Genomic DNA, 16,631 nt, shown 5'->3' with positions numbered 1-16,631 from the left:
ATGTTAGAGAAAAAAAGCGAATTCACTATTCATCCAATTACTGTCTTGCAGGACAATATCGTATGGGTATGGGTCCACAATTGCAATGCAGTGGTAGTAGATCCCTCTATTTCTGATCCAGTCAAAGAATGGCTTTTAGACAACAACTTATCATTAAAAGCAATCCTGCAAACGCATCATCACGAGGACCATATTGGTGGAACAAAAGAGTTAATTAATAAATGGCCAGATGCACAGGTAATTGCATCTAAAAAGGAGCTTAAAAGAATACCATTTCAAACATTTTCGGTTGATGATAATGATATTTTTAATTTAATGGAAAGTGAAATAAAAGTCATTGAAGTACATGGTCATACTAATAACCATATAGCTTTTTATATATCAAAAGAAAATTCTGAATATAATATATTATTTCCTGGAGACACCCTTTTTGGAGCAGGTTGTGGTCGTCTTTTAGAAGGCACACCAACTGAAATGTTTGAAAGTTTAAATAAACTTAATTCTCTTCCAAAAAACACAAAAATATACCCAGCACATGAATATACAGAAAACAATTTAAAATGGGCTTTATCTTTAAAAAATAATGATATTTCTATTATCAAGAGATTGAAGCTAGTTCAGAATATACGTAAGAAAGGACTGACAAGTCTTCCCTCTTCGATCTCAGAAGAAAGAAAAACAAATTTATTTGTAAGAGCAAAAAATATAAAAGAATTTACAATGCTTAGAGAACACAAAGATAATTGGAAATGTTAAATTCCAATTGTGTATAAAATTCTTAACTGAAGCCTAATCATTCATGAACAGTTCAGCATTAGAACCAATCGAAACAAAATCGGCTCCTGCCCCCGTAGGCCCCTATAGTCAAGCTGTTCTAATAGAGAATTGGTTGTATTGCTCAGGACAAATTGCTCTTGATCCTGAGACTGGTGAAATGATCGGGAATGGGGATATAGAAAAAGAAACTAAACAAGTTTTAAAAAATTTAATTGCCGTAGTTGAAGCTGCTGGTGGAGGGACTTCAAATGTAATAAGAACAACAATTTATTTGACCGACTTAAGTGATTTCGCAAAAGTTAATCAAATTTACTCAGAAATCTTTAACAATAAAGTTAGCCCAGCAAGAGCATGCGTTGAAGTATCTAATCTTCCTAAAGGAGGAAAAGTCGAGATAGATTGCGTTGCCTGGCTAGGAAACAAAGAAAAAAACAGCAATATAACTAAATAGAATCCCGCCACTTTGCTAAGTGGCCCCTTTATTGTCTAAATTGAATATTGATTCGCGATAAACAATGGCCACTGCCAAGTTGACTATTGGCGAACTAGAGGCTGGTTACCCTCTTTACTGCAAAGCTCTCAGGCGGCTTTTACAACAAGGGCGAACAGCCGATCAAATTCAAAGAACAGTTTGTTGGAGCCATTTAGAAACTCTTAATCGTTGTTTACCGGGAAGATATAAAACTCCTTCTTATCTAATGGCACTTATAAAAAGGGATCTAGAGCAACCGAAAGAGGAAAATTAATTTTTTATTTCTTTATTTAAGTTATCTATTTGAATTGCGAACTCATGATCTACTTTTGATATTTCCTCTTTTTTCTTATTCTCCGAAGGCCTAATTGTAATATTTATATAAGTTTTACCAAAACTTATATCTGGAAAGCGATTTACCTTCTCACAAAAATCCCCTAAGTCATCAAGAAAATCCCTTGTTTTTTCATAAGAATCAAACTCATACCTTTTTTCAAGACACTCAGGTCTATTTTTTTGCCTCCATCCTTCCATAAAAATAATTATCTTTTCTAAAAACTACTACATAATGAATTGATTGAAAAATAATTTTCAATCAAAAGTACTTAGCTTCTTCTTTTCGCACCGCTTCCTTTCAAGGCGGGTTCAATCTCAACATGTGGACGAGCAATTATATGCGCAGCAACCAGCCCGTCACCCACACGCTCACAAGCATCAGCACCAGCCCTAACAGAGGCATTAACTGCACCAGTTTCACCTCTTACCATTACAGTCACATATCCCCCTCCAACAAGTTCCTTTACTATCAAATTAACTTCAGCAGCTTTAGTCATTGCATCGGCGGCTTCTATTGCTGGAACCAATCCACGAGTTTCAATCATTCCTAAGGCAATGCCGGAATTTGAATTAGTTTTATAACCTTTATTGTTTCTTATATGACTTTTAGATGCCCCAACGCCCACTGCCCCATTTAACAAGCTTTTAGGAATTGAAGTTCTTTTACCACTTGAATTATTTTTAATTGACGAGGAATTATTTTTCTCAGAGATATTTGATGCATCAGTTGAATTTTCAGGAGTAATATCAACTACCTGATCTTGAGCTTTAATACTCTTATTACTACTTTTTGATTGACGTTTGGGGGGTCTAGCCATGGATTAATGATTTTGTAGAATTAAGCTTTTTTGAATAAAGGAGCAAACTAATCATCAGGCGACCAATTATCAATAATGCCACCAATAGTTAAATCAGTTTGAACATTAGGGTCTGGGCATCCCCATCTAGCTGCAGTTCCTGTTGCTGTAAAAACCCAATTCCCTTCTCGTGCACCAACAGGATCAACCGCTACAAGCCTTTTACCTTTGTTATTACACAATATTCTTAAATGCATATGTCCCAACCCTTCCACTCTCTGTGTACAAACCAAACGTCCCATAACTTGCATGATCTCCATTATTTTGCTCCTCCTGAGATCTGTTGTTGTGTCTCTGGATCCCAATGATCAATAATTCCAACAATTGTTAAATCACTTGGATAAGACTTGCTTCCAGCAGCTTCCCGAGCAGCAGAACTTCCTACACATATAACCCAATCATCTGGCTTACATCCAACAGCATCAACCGCCACTTTTTTTGAACTACCGTCCAATACTACTTGTAAATGCTTATGTTCAAAGCCTGGGATACGATTGGTTGAGACAAGTGGTTTAAGAACTTTACAAATGAGCATTTAGTGAGCCTCCTGAGTGACTGGATCGAGGGAAGAACCTACAACTTCTGCAGGAGCCTTTTTATCTCGATCTCGAATAGTAAGAAATGTGTGAAGTGAACCATCATCTATTAAATCTCGATAACGAGACTTAATAGCTTCGTTAATTCTATTACAATCAGATAATGCTCTATTTCTTGCATGAGGGACACTCCCTGAGTAATCAAAGCGAATAACAATAGGTATTGGTAAACTCCTCGAGATATTTAGACCTGTAAAAATTTTCACTCCAACATCGAGATCAGGAGCTCCTTGTTCAACAGTCTCCAAATGAGAAAAATAAGTAAGATTCCTTAAATGAACTTCTTTAAAACCAATACCTACACCAATAAATCTTTCAGCATGACCTGCATCTTGATATCTACCGGAATGAAAATTTTTCACATAGTCAATTTGAGAAATATTATTTGAAATAAGCTTTGTAATAAATGTGACCATATTAGGGTCTGTTTCTCCAGGGCAAACACTTATTACATTTTCTTGGATTTTTTGAAGAGCCTCCTCAGCATTTAAAAATTGAGTCTCTTTATATATTTCATTTGCACAAACCCATGATTTCAGATCAACTTCATTAGTTCTCGAGGGCGTATGTACTCTTATCGCGTCTGTATCTGTGTCAATGCCGATTAAAAGCAAATCAACCGATGCACCACAGCAAAAACTATTTTCGACTGCTTCTCTAAAATCTAATAATCTCTGTAAGCCCTCTGATGCTGCTAACTCATCATTACTACCATGAGCAGCGCATCCTTGATGAGTAGGGTCAACAGAACTAAAGTGATAGATTACTGATTTTAAATATCTTGTTGGCTCAGTTGCAGAATTCGGAGTTGATTCTCTATATCTACTATGTTCAGTTTTAATCCAACGATTAACTGTTTTTTCAATATCAAAAAGTGCACCTGCATGAGAACGCCTCCTGACAGAACTAAAAGGTATACGTAGTGCATAAGAAATAGCATGAGCTAATCGACCATCGGCACAAGGGGTTATATCTAAAAGATGAAAGCCACATTGATAAAGGAAAGACTGAAAAGATTGGGCATATTGACTATTTTCTGATCCCTCTAGTGGATCTGAATTGAAAAATTCATTACTCGTCAATTGATGTGATTGAAAAACACACCATGCAAACAAGGCACTTATATCAACACTTCCAACCCAAGCCTTTTCAAGTATGTGCAGTGGTAATTCATACCCTAATTCTGAGCGACATAGATTTTGAGCTCTTTCTACAAAATTCAAATCATTTTGAAGACTAGATACTCTCTTTAAAAGAGGGACAATATTATCAAATCGACCTTTAACCTTATTTTCGTATTGATTTAACTTCTGATTTTCCTGAGAATTAGTTAAGGGATGATCAGTTGAGAAAGAGCTAATATTTTTTATTTCATCGGAAAAAGAATTAGTAGTTTTAATAACTTCAGTATTAAAATTCTTTGTCTCTAGGTCGACAAATCTCTTCATAGGAGCTGTAGGCCCACGAAGAGATTTCTTGGCCAAATTACGATAGGCCATCAACTATTTAACCTCTTGCTCCACCAGAGAAAGTAACCAGTTGACCATCCCTTGTATTACCACTAGAACCAGTGATTAGGAAATCTGGTTCGGGGACCTCTTGGTTTCTCTTTAATTCAGATGCTTTCATTGCACTCATTGGTCCTGGACGTGAAGGATTTCTACGCTTAGTTGAAGCACCCTCTGTTCCAGTGACATGTTCTCCTCTAGCCCAATCATCACCAGTTATATTCAATCCTGCAGATTGTCCTTCTCCTGTTATTTGCGAAGTTGGGCGTTGCTTAGATTCTTCATTAACTATTTCGTCAACTTTATTATTCTGAGAATTTGATGGTTTTCGATCAAAGCGAAATTGTTCAGTTCCTGTCACTTTATTTGCAGCCATATCAAATGGACCAGTAATTCTTGAGCTGTCTTCATAGCTCGTACCTGTTACACCTGAATTAATTTCATTTTGAATATGAGCCTGTCTAGCTGGAGATTTCACGCTGAAACTTGTCCATGCAGCTGCTTTCTCAGGTTTTTCTTGATGCGCATAACCTTCAGGAATATTTGAAACGCCACAATTATCTTTTAATTGATCTCCTCCTACATAAGGAGTTCCAGTTAAAGGCTCACAAGCACCTTTATGAGCACCTGTCATCTTTCCTCCGATGCCCGGTTGCTGGCCAGTCAATCTTGCAGCAGGCGTACCAAGTTTCCTAGGAGTTCTAGCCTCTATTTCAGATGATGCAGGCGTATCACACCATTGATTTGCTTGATCTAATCCAGCATAAGGTGTACCTGTTACGGCTTTACAAGTGCCAGGTTCATCTCCAGTTACGAGTGGTGATCTACCTGTCATAGTTCCACTAACAGATTGAGTTTTATTAGTAATACTCAATCCCACTTTTGATGGATCAGGAGCGGGCTTACTTCCACAAAAAGCATCAAATTGTCCAGCACCCACATACTCATCTCCTGTCACATTCTTGCAACTACCAGCCTCATTACCAGTAACATTCTCTCTTCTAGAGACATCAGTACCAGTTACACCATTCCCTCGAATCGTTGTTAGTGAGCCAACCTTTTCTGCAGGCCTACCAGAAGGTAGTGGGTCAGAGCCTAAATATTGATCACCAGTTAAACCTTTATTTGATCCAGCTTCATTTCCTGTCACCAACTCTGACCTTCCTGTCATTGTTCCACTGACTTTTTGACCATCAATAGTTTGACTATAGCCAATTTTTGATGGTGAAGGGATAACTCCTCCGCAATAATTATTAGATTGATTAGCAGATATATATTCAGTGCCAGTTAGGTTTTTGCAGGTTCCAGGCTCATCACCAGTAACTTTCTCTGATCTACCCACCTCGTTACCAGTAACTAAATTTCCATGAGTAGTACTTGTAACGCCTACTTTTGCTGGCTGACTTATAGAGGTATTTGAACCATTACAGAAAGAATCAATAACTTCTGAACCCAAGTATTGAGTACCTGTTATTGAACGACATGTACTTGCTTCATTTCCTGTAGTTTTTAGAGATCTATTTGCTTGAGTTCCGGTAACAAGTTGCCCCGTAGAAGTCTCACTCATTCCCACTTTCCAATGAGCATCAGGTGCACTAGCATTTTGCTTTGCACCATTTTTATTTGGGCCACAAGGACGTGTTACTGATGTACGAGTTTTTCCAGTAGCTCCTGTTTTACTTTTTAGCTCTCTAACACGTTGAGCTATTTCTTTAGTGGTCAAATCAGGATTACCTTGCCGCGCTACTGAAGCAGCTGTAGTTGGCTGCTTCCCCGCAGATTTACCATGTTTTGATAGCGCTTCTCTTCGAGCCAGCACAAAAGCTCTACTTGAATTCGTAATTGCTTTTCTTTTAACAGTTGAGCGGTGATCAATCTTTCTTTTATTTAATGTCAAACTAATTTCAGGCTTTGAAGTTGTATTACTTGTCTCCTCTAATGCTTTTTGCTCACATTCTGGACAACAATGTTCAGCCTTTTTCGCATCATAAGAAGGAGCGTTTTGAACCTTTTTTCTTTCAACATCAACTCGAGTTATATCTTTTGTATGATCAGCAGATTTACCTCTACGAGATAATGCCTCCCGTCTAGCAATAACAAGTTGGCGACTAGAATGAGCTACCGAACTTTTATATGACCTTGCACCTTTTGAACTTCCAGAAGTACCTGATTGATAACTACTAGTACTTATCTGAGAAGAAGAATTATTTGAATTAGCCAAAGTTTTTTGAGGCTTAACAAAAGCTGCATCAGTCCTCGTAGCCCTCGCATCACTTGAGGAACGAACTCTATTAGGTGTTGAGCCTTTAATAGAGGCATTTTTACCACCTTGACTCAATGCCTGTCGGCGATCAAGAACTAATTGTCTACTTGTTTGTTTTGCCATATCAATCCAATTGAGAGATCGTAAAAAATAATTTTTAATTCTCTAAGGAATTATTAGCCCCGAAAGTTTTTCAGGGCTAAATTTATCAAAGCCTAAAATCTAGCGGCCTTGGAAAACTACAAAGCAAGTACCTTGACTTTGAGTATATGCGTCATATCCAACGATACGAACATGGTGGTCAGGATATGCTCTATGACAAGCTTCTAACTCACTTACTACAAGATTCAAATCCTTTTCACCGAAGAAAGGTAATTTCCAATAAGACCAATAGGTCTGCATTGAACCACTTGGATGAACATGCTCAATAACTGGGCTCCAACCCTGAGCAATGATATAAGCGATTTGATCGTAAATTTCGTCCTGGGTCATCGGCGGTAAAAAGCCGAATGTTTCCAGGGTGGCGACTGTCTGATAGTCACCTACTGTGCTCTGGAAAGGCATGGTGAACTTAGGTTAGTGAATGAATGAAAGTCGACTGAGTCATCGACTAGTGAATTTAAGAAAGTTAGAGATAACTTTTAAAAATTACCTCTATATCTTTTTACTGAACGTCGAGTTTATCGACTGTATCGAATTCGAACTTAATCTCCTTCCATGTCTCAAGAGCAATTGCAAGCTCAGGGCTATGCTTTGCAGCTTCAAGAAGGATATCGCGACTTTCTTTTTCGATTTCTCTACCTGCATTACGTGCTTTAACACATGCTTCTAGAGCTACACGGTTCGCAGCCGCACCAGCAGCTGATCCCCATGGGTGACCATGAGTACCACCACCAAACTGGAGACATGAATCATCTCCAAAGATTGCGAGCAATGCTGGCATATGCCAAACATGGATACCACCAGATGCCACAGCAAATACACCAGGCATAGAACCCCAATCTTGATCGAAGAAGTTACCGCGAGTACGGTCTTCAGGGACAAAGGATTCACGAAGGTTATCGATATAGCCAAGGGTTGTTTGACGATCTCCTTCTAGTTTTCCAACAACTGTTCCTGTATGAAGTTGGTCTCCACCTGATAGGCGTAAACACTTCGCAAGAACTCTGAAGTGAATACCATGCTGAGGATGACGGTCAATAACCGCATGCATCGCACGGTGGATATGAAGAAGCATGCCGTTCTTACGACACCAGTTAGCCAAACCTGTATTAGCTGTAAAACCACCAGTAATGTAGTCATGCATGATGATGGGCATATCGAGTTCTTTAGCAAACTCAGCACGCTCATACATCTCCTCAGGAGTAGTCGCTGTACAATTAAGGTAATGACCTTTAACCTCACCAGTTTCCTGTTGAGCTAGCTTTACTGCTTCAGCTACGAATTCAAAACGCTCTCTCCAACGTTGGAATGGCTGAGAATTAATATTCTCATCATCTTTAGTTAGATCAAGACCGCCTCTTAGACATTCGTATACAACGCGACCGTAGTTTTTACCTGAGAGACCTAGTTTCGGTTTAATAGTACAACCAAGTAATGGGCGACCGTACTTATTAAGACGATCACGTTCTACTACGATTCCACTAGGAGGTCCACCACAGGTTTTGATAAATGCCATTGGGAAGCGGATATCTTCAAGACGAAGATGACGCAAGGCTTTAAAACCAAAGACGTTTCCAACAAGTGATGTTAAAACATTAGTTATAGATCCTTCTTCAAAAAGATCTAATGGGTAGGCAATAAATGCATAGAAGGCATCCTTGTCTCCAGGGACATCTTCGATGCGGTAACAGCGGCCTTTGTAGAACTCAAGATCTACTAGCAATTCGGACCAAACTGTTGACCATGTACCTGTAGAAGATTCAGCCGCAACAGCTGCTGCAACCTCTTCCTTTGGTACACCTTCCTGTCCTGTGCATTTAAAACATGCAAGTAGGTCAGTATCTAGGGGGACGTAGTCAGGAGTGAAGTAAGTATCTCTATACTCCTTAACTCCAGCATCATACTTTTTAGCCATTGATAGCTCCTGTTAATTAGTTAGAAGGTTGAAAATTTAAAAAGTCCTCTCCTCTTAGGACTTAGTCAAAAATCAGTCCTTCTGACCTAAGAAGTTACCGTTACCCAAAGCTGGCTCAACTTCACGATGAGGACGAGCAATGATGTGAGCTGCAACAAGTCCGTCACCTACACGCTCACAAGCGTCTGCGCCTGCACGAACTGCAGCGTTTACAGCGCCAGTTTCACCACGAACTAAAACTGTTACGTAACCACCACCAACAAACTCACGACCAATTAAGCGCACTTCTGCTGCCTTGGTCATCGCGTCAGCAGCTTCAATAGCTGGTACTAATCCGCGTGTCTCGATCATGCCGAGAGCAATACCCATTGTTTCGCTAGCCATGTCCTATTTCAGTAAAGGGATGGAATGTTCAGGAGGGACAATGGCCCGTCAAACTGCAATTAGTCAAGGGGATTTCCTAATAGCGCTGATTACAGTTTCTAGTTCCACATATAAGCTGAGCTTATCACCCTTGCTACGACAGTTGAGTAACGCTGTTCGATTAATGGTTAGGACATACTCATATTGCATTGCGTAAACATGTCAATGTAGTTATTTTTACCCACGAGACAGCTTCCTGGCTATGTCAGGGTTGGAATGTTCGCCCAAAACTGTCTCAAAATCATCTAAAAAATTCAACGACTATTGTTTTTAACTTCTTCCTGTAAGACTATATAGATCTAGTTAAATTATTCGATTTGAAAAAGCCACTAATAACCATAGCTAGTGGTAATCCCAAGAAGGTTGCCGAGATAGAGGCAATGCTTGGGCCACTCCCAATTGAAGTTAAAAAGCAACCTAGCTCTCTAGATGTTGAAGAAACAGGAAAAACATACCTAGACAATGCAATATTGAAAGCGAAAGCAGCCGCAGCGATAACTAACAGTTGGACTATTGCAGATGATTCTGGGCTTGAAATTGATTCTCTTGGAAATGCTCCTGGTATCTTTTCTGCGCGACTTGCAGACACAAATGAAGAAAAAATAGCAAAGATTCTTACCGCACTTGGCGACAGTCCTTACAGAAGTGCGAAAGTATGCAGCGTAATGGTGCTATGCACAAACAGTGGCGAGATAGTTAAAAATGCAATAGGTATTTGCTGGGGTGAAATTTTAAAAAAGCCTGCTTACCCCAATGGTGAGTTTGAATCATTATTTTGGGTTCGTGAAACTAACTGTACTTATGGAGAATTAAATAATGCACAATTATCAAAACATGGAAGTAGAGGTAAAGCAGCTAGAGAATTAGCTCCTTACCTTTTGAAAGCTATAGGAATTAAAAATAATTAATTTCTATTTATGTAATCAATAGCTCTCATAGCAGCAGCAGCAGCTTCCTCAACATCGCCTTCTTTCCCCGCCAAAGTCAGTCTTCCAAAAGCACCAACTCCTTTCACATCAACGATTGTTATGTTTGATGCTTTTTCCGCCTCGTTTGCAGCCATCAAAACATATCCCGCAGGTTCAGTCTCAAGAATGAACATACTCATACCAGATTGAATCATTGAGCCACGTCTGTTTTGGCGATTAATCAAAACAGCATGATCCGGAGTAATAGAGCGGATAACTTCAGTCCATGTAACTTGAGGATTAGTTCTTCTATCAATTGTGCTTCCTATCGCATCTAAAACGACATCGCCTGAATGGAGAACTGTACTTTGATCTCGGTGATAAAGAGCAAGAGATCCAAATGCCCTTTCAACGATCATTTGACCTAATCGAACGTTGCTGGCTTTTAGTGCTATGTCTGTAACCCTGTGCACAGCCATTCCAGGAGAAACCTCCATCCAAAGACAAGCATCACCAGGTATGGGCAAGAATCCTGAACTTGCAGTTCCCATATAAGCAGCAAGCTGAGGTTGTAATGAATCTAGAAATACATATGTTCTTAATTCAATTTGTTTTACATGACTTGCTTGACGAGCAACTAAAGATTTTTCTGAATCAGTTGTTATTACTCTCTTTGGATCATCTGCAAGATATTCATTTACTTCTGCACCAGTAACTCTCTGGCTACCACCAAGTCGCCTTTCATTATTTTCAAATGTGGCGAATCTTGTCATGCGCGGGATACTACCTCAAAGATTGCCTTTTTAGCTAGCAATTAAGACTTGCATGCTGAATTTAAGCCGATAAATTCAATATATATTGATCTGATTGAAGAATGTCATTACCCCAGCCAAAGGATTCAAAAGACAATAACTCAAATACTGAAATCAACCCTGAGCAAGCGCTTGGTTTGGTCTCATTAGGTCTTATGCAAAAATTGTCTGACAAAGGTATTGACAACTTGAATTGGTTAAAAGAAGACGAAAAATGTGATACTTATGAGCTACGTCAAAGACTTGAACTAACTTCTTTAGCTATTGAAACGGGAGCTCCACTTAGCACTACAGAAGTATCAAAACTTTTAGGCGTAAGGCCAGGCTCTTCAAGAGTTGAGAGAGGCGGTCTCATTGCCAAAAAGATATCAAGAAATGTTTGGAGATTAATCAAATCAAGTCAAGAAAATTCTCATTGGCGTAATTAGAGGGATCAATTTTTAGGCCTTATAATGAGCCTTAGCGTCATAAAGAGTTTCTTCGTTAATTTCTCTGCATCCCGCTTGGCGTGCATAATTCTCTGTATTTCTTCTTACTTTACCTCTAACGAAAAATGGGATTTTCGAAAGTTCTCTTTCACCTTCATGTGTCCATATAGGATCCGCATTTGAAGTTGTTGCATCACTTGAAATTTTTGTTTTAACTTCTTGATTCACATTTTGATTTCCTTTACCACCTAAATGGCCTAGATGACTTTGATGACCGTCAACGAATTCAAAGTCATGCTTAAACATTCCAATCAAATGTTCCTCTAATCCCATCATTAAAGGATGAACCCAGTCATCAAAAATGACATTTGCTCCCTCCCATCCCATTTGAGGACTATATCTAGCTGGTACATCCTGAACATGCATTGGTGTGCTGATTACTGCACATGGTATGCCAAGTCTTTTTGCGCTATGTCGCTCCATTTGCGTACCAAGAACTAATTCTGGAGACGTTTCTTTTATCGCTTCTTCTACTTCTAAATAGTCATTTGTTATCAATGCCTCTAAGCCAAGTGCCTTAGCAGCTGGACGAACCTTCCTAGCCATTTCACGGCTATAAGTTCCTAGACCAACAACTTTAAAACCAAGCTCCTCGTTAGCAATTCTTGCTGCCGCAAGAGCATGTGTTCCATCTCCAAAAATAAAGACTCTTTTCCCTGTTAAATAATTCGAATCGACTGAATTCGAATACCAAGTTAATTTCGAATTATTAGATTCGTTTACAGATTTTGGGATTTCCATCCCTAAAACTTCGTGTAATTCTCTAAGGAAATCCTGAGTAGCCCCAACACCAAGAGGAACTGTTTTCGTAAAAGGAATATTTAAATTTCTTTCAAGCCAAATACAAGTGGATTCGGCTATCTCTGGATAAAGGCAAACATTAACATCTGCATCGGGCATTCGCATTATGTCTGCAGGTGAAGCTCCCAAAGGAGCCACAACATTGACATCAATGCCGTGCTGACCAAGTAGTTTTTGTATTTCCAAAATGTCATCACGACATCTAAAGCCAAGCAAAGTTGGGCCAAGAAGATTTACTCTCGGTCTTCTTTTTTCTTCCTGCCAAGTTTCTTTTGATTCTCCCGAGTGATCTTTAAGTAAATTTCTTACTATTTGATAAAAAGTCTCAGAGCCACCCCAGTTTTCCTTTTTGCTATAAGCAGGTAACTCTAGGCTAACAATTGGTATATCGAACCCCATACCTTTAGCAAGTGATCCAGGCTGATCTTGAATCAATTCAGCTGTACAGCTTTCTCCAACCAAAAGGGCCTCTGGATTAAACCTATCAACAGCTTCTTTTATATGTCCTTTTACAAGTTCAGCTGTATCTCCTCCCAAGTCTCTAGCTTGAAAAGTTGTATAAGTTACAGGTGGTCTACTACCACGACGTTCAATCATCGTGAAAAGAAGGTCAGCGTATGTATCGCCTTGAGGAGCGTGTAAAACATAATGTAATTTCTTCATCGAGGTAGCAATCCTCATTGCACCAATATGAGGAGGTCCTTCGTATGTCCAGAGAGTTAATTCCATGAAATTAATTTGATGTAAGTGTTTTAGGATTTAAAATGTCATGCCTGCGAAGTGGCCTTGAGAACAATTCTGCCAAATCTGAAGCTTGGTCAATCCCGTGAATTGGGCTGAAAACCATTTCAATTGACCATTTGGTTGATATCCCCTCTGCTTCAAGTGGATTAGCAAGCCCCATTCCACAAACGACTAGATCTGGAGAACTATCTCTTACTCGGTCTAATTGCTTCTCTACATGCTGTCCCTCAACGATACGACAATCGGGAGGTAGTAGGTCTATCTCTGCTTTCATTAAATCTCTATTTAAGTAAGGCGTTCCTATCTCAACAATCTTCATTCCACACTCATTACTAAGAAATCTTGCCAGAGGTATTTCTAATTGCGATTCGGGCAAAAGAAACAATTTCTTGCCAGAAAGTTTCTCTACATGAGGAAGCAAAGCTTGCTTAGCCCTTGATATCAAGGGATTTAATATTGAATCAACTAGAATTTTTTCTATTCCAAATGAATTCGCAGCCGCCTGAATCCACAATGTACTTCCCGTGACACCCAACGGGAAGGGGGCTTCAATGATTTCAGCGCCTTTATTTTTCAGCTCTCTTGCCGTATCAGTTAAGTATGGCTGAGTAAGAAGGACTTTAGTATCTGGGCCAATGGAAGGTAATTCCGTGGACTGTCTAGGAGGAAAACTTTCAACATTGTCTATTCCAAGTCGATTAAAAATACTTATTAACCGATCCTCTACAGCATTTGCGAGAGTACCCACTAAAAGTAATTTTTTTTGATTGCTCTTCGGCATTAATGGAATCAATGCCTTTAATGCTCCATCCTCGCCTTGTGTGAAAGTTGTTTCAATTCCACTACCCGAATAGTTCAATACTGTTACTTGACCTTTAAGTTCAATATTCAGGTTTTCAGCAACTCGTGAAAGGTCTATTTTTATTACTTCGCTTGGGCATGAACCAACTAGAAAAAGGGTTTTAATCTCTGGACGTCTAGCCAAAAGATTCTTAACTACTCTATTTAATTCGTCATGAGCATCAGCCAAACCTGCTAAATCTCTTTCTTCCAAAATGGCTGTACCAAAACGCGGCTCAGCAAAAATCATCACACCAGCTGCACTTTGAATCAAATGAGCACAGGTTCTAGAACCGACAACCAGAAAAAAGGCATCAGGCATTCTCCTGTGGAGCCAAACAATAGATGTCAAGCCACAAAAAACCTCTCTTGGACCAGATTCCTTAAGGAGCGTTGCACCGCTCATAGAAATAAAATTAATACATGTATATATTCAAATTGCATCCAAAAAGGGCAAACCGTCAACTAACACTTAATCTCTTTGGGATTTAGTTACTTTTTAGTTACTTTAATATCTGCTTACGATGACTTTGATCCGCTAAAAGCAATCAGCACTTAGCGACAGCAAAGAGTTCAAAGGTGAATTCGTTACTCACAAAGCGATCCATAGGCATGAGTACAAATACGCATTCTCAGGGGTGAAATATTCGTATATCTCTATTCAAAGATATATTTTTAATGTTAAATGTATCGAATTCTCTAAACATTTCCTAAAGAGATATTTGCCTGCAAGAATACAAATAAGGACTTTCGAAAGAAAAAATTAATGACTTCGACTTTGACTCGTAAGGAGGACGGTGAAGGTAGCGTTCAGGTAAAACAAGATCCTAAAGCTCAAATTCAAGAAGGAGCTCTTGTTATTGCTGTATATGGCAAAGGAGGTATTGGCAAATCAACTACTTCTTCAAATTTGTCAGCTGCTTTCTCAAAACTTGGAAAGAAAGTTCTTCAAATTGGTTGCGATCCTAAGCACGACAGCACCTTCACCCTTACTCACAAGATGGTGCCCACCGTCATAGATATTCTTGAAGAAGTTGATTTTCATAGCGAGGAACTCAGACCTGAAGACTTTATGTTTAAAGGTTTCAATGGTGTTATGTGTGTTGAAAGTGGTGGCCCTCCTGCTGGTACAGGATGTGGTGGTTATGTAACAGGTCAAACAGTCAAACTTTTAAAAGAGCACCATCTTCTTGAAGATACTGATGTAGTTATATTCGATGTTCTTGGTGACGTTGTATGCGGAGGTTTTGCGGCTCCATTACAGCATGCAAATTATTGCCTAATAGTTACTGCAAATGATTTTGATTCTATTTTTGCAATGAATCGCATCGTTGCAGCCATTAATGCAAAAGCAAAAAATTACAAAGTTCGACTTGGAGGGGTAATAGCTAACCGTTCTGCTGAATTAGATCAAATAGAGAAGTTTAATGACAGAACTGGTCTTAAGACCATGGCTCATTTCCGCAACGTAGATGCAATACGCAAGTCAAGACTAAAAAAATGCACAATTTTCGAGATGGATGAAAAAGAAGAGGGCGTATTAGAAGTACAAAATGAATATCTTTCATTAGCAAAAAAAATGATTGATAACGTTGAACCTTTGGAAGCTGAACCTTTAAAAGATCGAGAAATATTTGATCTATTGGGTTTTGATTAAAAAACTATTCAAGGATTATTTCAGACCAACTAATTTCATAGACAACTCCCAAACTTTTCTTGAAGTCACTGGATCAGTCACTCTATCGGACAATTCTTGAGAGAATTGTTGTCTGTCTTTTCTTTGTCTATTTCCCCAACTCCAATGAACACCTGAAATCCCAAATTGAGGGTCTGATACAACTTGAGCTACTCTGTCACCAGCAAGTTTTTCACTTACAAAACCTCCTGTTATTAATTTCTGAAACCAAGGAAACAACCATTGAAATAATTTTGGAGTGTTTCTAAATAATCTTGTATTAGCGACACATCCTGGATATAAAGAGCTGAAAAGAATTGAAGAAGAATTAAATCGCCTATGTAATTCTTGAGTCGTGATCATATTGCAAAGCTTACTATCTTTATAAGCCTTGCCTGGTTTAAAACCTTTACCACTAGCCATTGATATTGGGTCGCAAAAACCTTCTTCAAAACCAGATAGATTTCCCAGATCCGCAGGAGCTGGTATTGGGATTTTCCCTCCAAGTTCTTTGTTGTTAGCAGTTACGGTTCCTAAGATTACAACGCGAGATGATTCCACCCCCCAAGATCTTCCCTTCCAGACTGGTCTTGAAGACTTACTAAGATTTTCCAGGAGCAACTGAATTAACAAAAAATGTCCAAAATGATTTGTTGCCATTGATATTTCATATCCCTGTGGAGATCTCAAAGGCTTTTTCAGACGAGGAAGATAGACAGCGGCATTACAAACTAAAGCGTCTAATGGCTCATCCAAATCTTTTAGAAGACTTTTTACCCCATGGCGAACGCTATTCAAGTCGCCAAGATCAATTTCCACATGTTTTAGTTGTCTTGGGCTGTTAATAGGCAAACCTAGTGAGGAGGCTGCAGCTTCAGCTCTCAAAGAGGATCTATTTGCAGTAATAACTCTCCAACCCCTCTCTACCAATGACTTTGTTGCATATAAACCGACCCCTGATGTGGTTCCAGTAATTAAGACAGTTCCTGGTGCAGCTTGTACTAGAGCCATCTTCTTTATTTACGGTATTTTTAATCAAGTTTCAAATACGAAT

At 39.0% G+C, this 16,631-nt stretch carries 20 protein-coding genes; 7 read left to right on the top strand and 13 right to left on the bottom strand.

Features of this window, described 5'->3' with window-relative positions:
* From gloB to DNJ73_RS03020, 3 genes are all read left to right on the top strand, one after another.
* Positions 1–756 (top strand): hydroxyacylglutathione hydrolase, encoded by a 756-nt coding sequence (gene gloB, locus DNJ73_RS03030; RefSeq protein WP_158466237.1) that lies wholly within the window; start codon positions 1–3, stop codon positions 754–756.
* 43 nt (positions 757–799) lie between these two features.
* On the top strand, positions 800–1,228 hold the full coding sequence (locus DNJ73_RS03025; protein ID WP_158466236.1) for a RidA family protein: 429 nt from the start codon (positions 800–802) through the stop codon (positions 1,226–1,228).
* 64 nt (positions 1,229–1,292) lie between these two features.
* Positions 1,293–1,523, top strand: coding sequence for a DUF3136 domain-containing protein (locus DNJ73_RS03020; RefSeq protein WP_158466235.1), 231 nt, complete (start codon positions 1,293–1,295; stop codon positions 1,521–1,523).
* Here DNJ73_RS03020 and DNJ73_RS03015 read toward each other — a convergent pair.
* The 9 genes from DNJ73_RS03015 to DNJ73_RS02975 all read right to left on the bottom strand — a co-directional run bounded on the left by DNJ73_RS03015 (position 1,520) and on the right by DNJ73_RS02975 (position 9,270).
* The gene (locus tag DNJ73_RS03015) at positions 1,520–1,783 is read right to left on the bottom strand and encodes a 4a-hydroxytetrahydrobiopterin dehydratase (RefSeq protein ID WP_158466234.1); all 264 of its coding nucleotides are present in this window, start codon (positions 1,781–1,783) and stop codon (positions 1,520–1,522) included. The two genes, DNJ73_RS03020 and DNJ73_RS03015, sit on opposite strands and share 4 nt — an antisense overlap.
* Before the next feature lie 71 nt (positions 1,784–1,854).
* A complete protein-coding gene (locus DNJ73_RS10250; protein ID WP_158466233.1) occupies positions 1,855–2,403 on the bottom strand; it encodes a BMC domain-containing protein in 549 nt (182 codons plus the stop codon).
* Positions 2,404–2,450: 47 nt separating this feature from the next.
* Positions 2,451–2,702, bottom strand: a complete 252-nt coding sequence (locus DNJ73_RS03005; RefSeq protein ID WP_158466232.1) for a carboxysome peptide B — start codon at positions 2,700–2,702, stop codon at positions 2,451–2,453.
* Positions 2,702–2,977: a carboxysome peptide A gene (locus DNJ73_RS03000; RefSeq protein WP_011294514.1), complete on the bottom strand. Its 276-nt coding sequence runs from the start codon at positions 2,975–2,977 to the stop codon at positions 2,702–2,704. The genes DNJ73_RS03005 and DNJ73_RS03000 overlap by 1 nt, the downstream gene beginning before the upstream one ends.
* Complete coding sequence (locus tag DNJ73_RS02995; RefSeq protein ID WP_158466231.1) at positions 2,978–4,537, bottom strand: carboxysome shell carbonic anhydrase; 1,560 nt, start codon at positions 4,535–4,537, stop codon at positions 2,978–2,980.
* Between the two features lie 7 nt (positions 4,538–4,544).
* On the bottom strand, positions 4,545–6,932 hold the full coding sequence (locus DNJ73_RS02990) for a CsoS2 family carboxysome shell protein (RefSeq protein WP_158466230.1): 2,388 nt from the start codon (positions 6,930–6,932) through the stop codon (positions 4,545–4,547).
* A 99-nt stretch (positions 6,933–7,031) separates the two neighbouring features.
* A complete protein-coding gene (locus tag DNJ73_RS02985; RefSeq protein ID WP_036906978.1) occupies positions 7,032–7,373 on the bottom strand; it encodes a ribulose bisphosphate carboxylase small subunit in 342 nt (113 codons plus the stop codon).
* 100 nt (positions 7,374–7,473) lie between these two features.
* Positions 7,474–8,886, bottom strand: coding sequence for a form I ribulose bisphosphate carboxylase large subunit (locus DNJ73_RS02980; RefSeq protein ID WP_158466229.1), 1,413 nt, complete (start codon positions 8,884–8,886; stop codon positions 7,474–7,476).
* A gap of 72 nt (positions 8,887–8,958) precedes the next feature.
* A complete protein-coding gene (locus DNJ73_RS02975; RefSeq protein WP_011130577.1) occupies positions 8,959–9,270 on the bottom strand; it encodes a BMC domain-containing protein in 312 nt (103 codons plus the stop codon).
* Here DNJ73_RS02975 and DNJ73_RS02970 point away from each other — a divergent pair.
* Together DNJ73_RS02970 and DNJ73_RS02965 are read left to right on the top strand one after the other, a co-directional pair.
* Complete coding sequence (locus tag DNJ73_RS02970) at positions 9,236–9,466, top strand: hypothetical protein (RefSeq protein ID WP_187152596.1); 231 nt, start codon at positions 9,236–9,238, stop codon at positions 9,464–9,466. The genes DNJ73_RS02975 and DNJ73_RS02970 overlap by 35 nt on opposite strands.
* A gap of 160 nt (positions 9,467–9,626) precedes the next feature.
* Positions 9,627–10,217, top strand: a complete 591-nt coding sequence (locus DNJ73_RS02965; RefSeq protein ID WP_158466227.1) for a non-canonical purine NTP pyrophosphatase — start codon at positions 9,627–9,629, stop codon at positions 10,215–10,217.
* Here the strand turns inward: DNJ73_RS02965 and DNJ73_RS02960 are convergent.
* Positions 10,214–10,990 (bottom strand): BMC domain-containing protein, encoded by a 777-nt coding sequence (locus tag DNJ73_RS02960; protein WP_158466226.1) that lies wholly within the window; start codon positions 10,988–10,990, stop codon positions 10,214–10,216. The genes DNJ73_RS02965 and DNJ73_RS02960 overlap by 4 nt on opposite strands.
* A gap of 101 nt (positions 10,991–11,091) precedes the next feature.
* Between DNJ73_RS02960 and DNJ73_RS02955 the strand changes: the two genes are divergently transcribed.
* Entirely contained in the window at positions 11,092–11,457 is a 366-nt protein-coding gene (locus DNJ73_RS02955; RefSeq protein WP_158466225.1) for a hypothetical protein, read from the top strand.
* A 12-nt stretch (positions 11,458–11,469) separates the two neighbouring features.
* Here the strand turns inward: DNJ73_RS02955 and DNJ73_RS02950 are convergent, their stop codons facing one another.
* Complete coding sequence (locus tag DNJ73_RS02950) at positions 11,470–13,047, bottom strand: ferredoxin:protochlorophyllide reductase (ATP-dependent) subunit B (protein ID WP_158466224.1); 1,578 nt, start codon at positions 13,045–13,047, stop codon at positions 11,470–11,472.
* A gap of 4 nt (positions 13,048–13,051) precedes the next feature.
* Complete coding sequence (locus tag DNJ73_RS02945) at positions 13,052–14,308, bottom strand: ferredoxin:protochlorophyllide reductase (ATP-dependent) subunit N (RefSeq protein ID WP_158466223.1); 1,257 nt, start codon at positions 14,306–14,308, stop codon at positions 13,052–13,054.
* Positions 14,309–14,668: 360 nt separating this feature from the next.
* Here DNJ73_RS02945 and bchL point away from each other — a divergent pair, with 360 nt between their 5' ends.
* Entirely contained in the window at positions 14,669–15,559 is an 891-nt protein-coding gene (gene bchL / locus DNJ73_RS02940; protein WP_158466222.1) for a ferredoxin:protochlorophyllide reductase (ATP-dependent) iron-sulfur ATP-binding protein, read from the top strand.
* Between the two features lie 15 nt (positions 15,560–15,574).
* Here the strand turns inward: bchL and DNJ73_RS02935 are convergent, their stop codons facing one another.
* The gene (locus tag DNJ73_RS02935) at positions 15,575–16,588 is read right to left on the bottom strand and encodes a protochlorophyllide reductase (protein WP_158466221.1); all 1,014 of its coding nucleotides are present in this window, start codon (positions 16,586–16,588) and stop codon (positions 15,575–15,577) included.
* Positions 16,589–16,631 lie beyond the last annotated feature (43 nt).

The organism is Prochlorococcus marinus XMU1408 (genome assembly GCF_003208055.1).
Lineage (GTDB): Bacteria > Cyanobacteriota > Cyanobacteriia > PCC-6307 > Cyanobiaceae > Prochlorococcus_B > Prochlorococcus_B marinus_A.
Note: the sequence above shows the minus strand (reverse complement) of the source record. Positions and strands in the feature narration are given on the sequence as shown.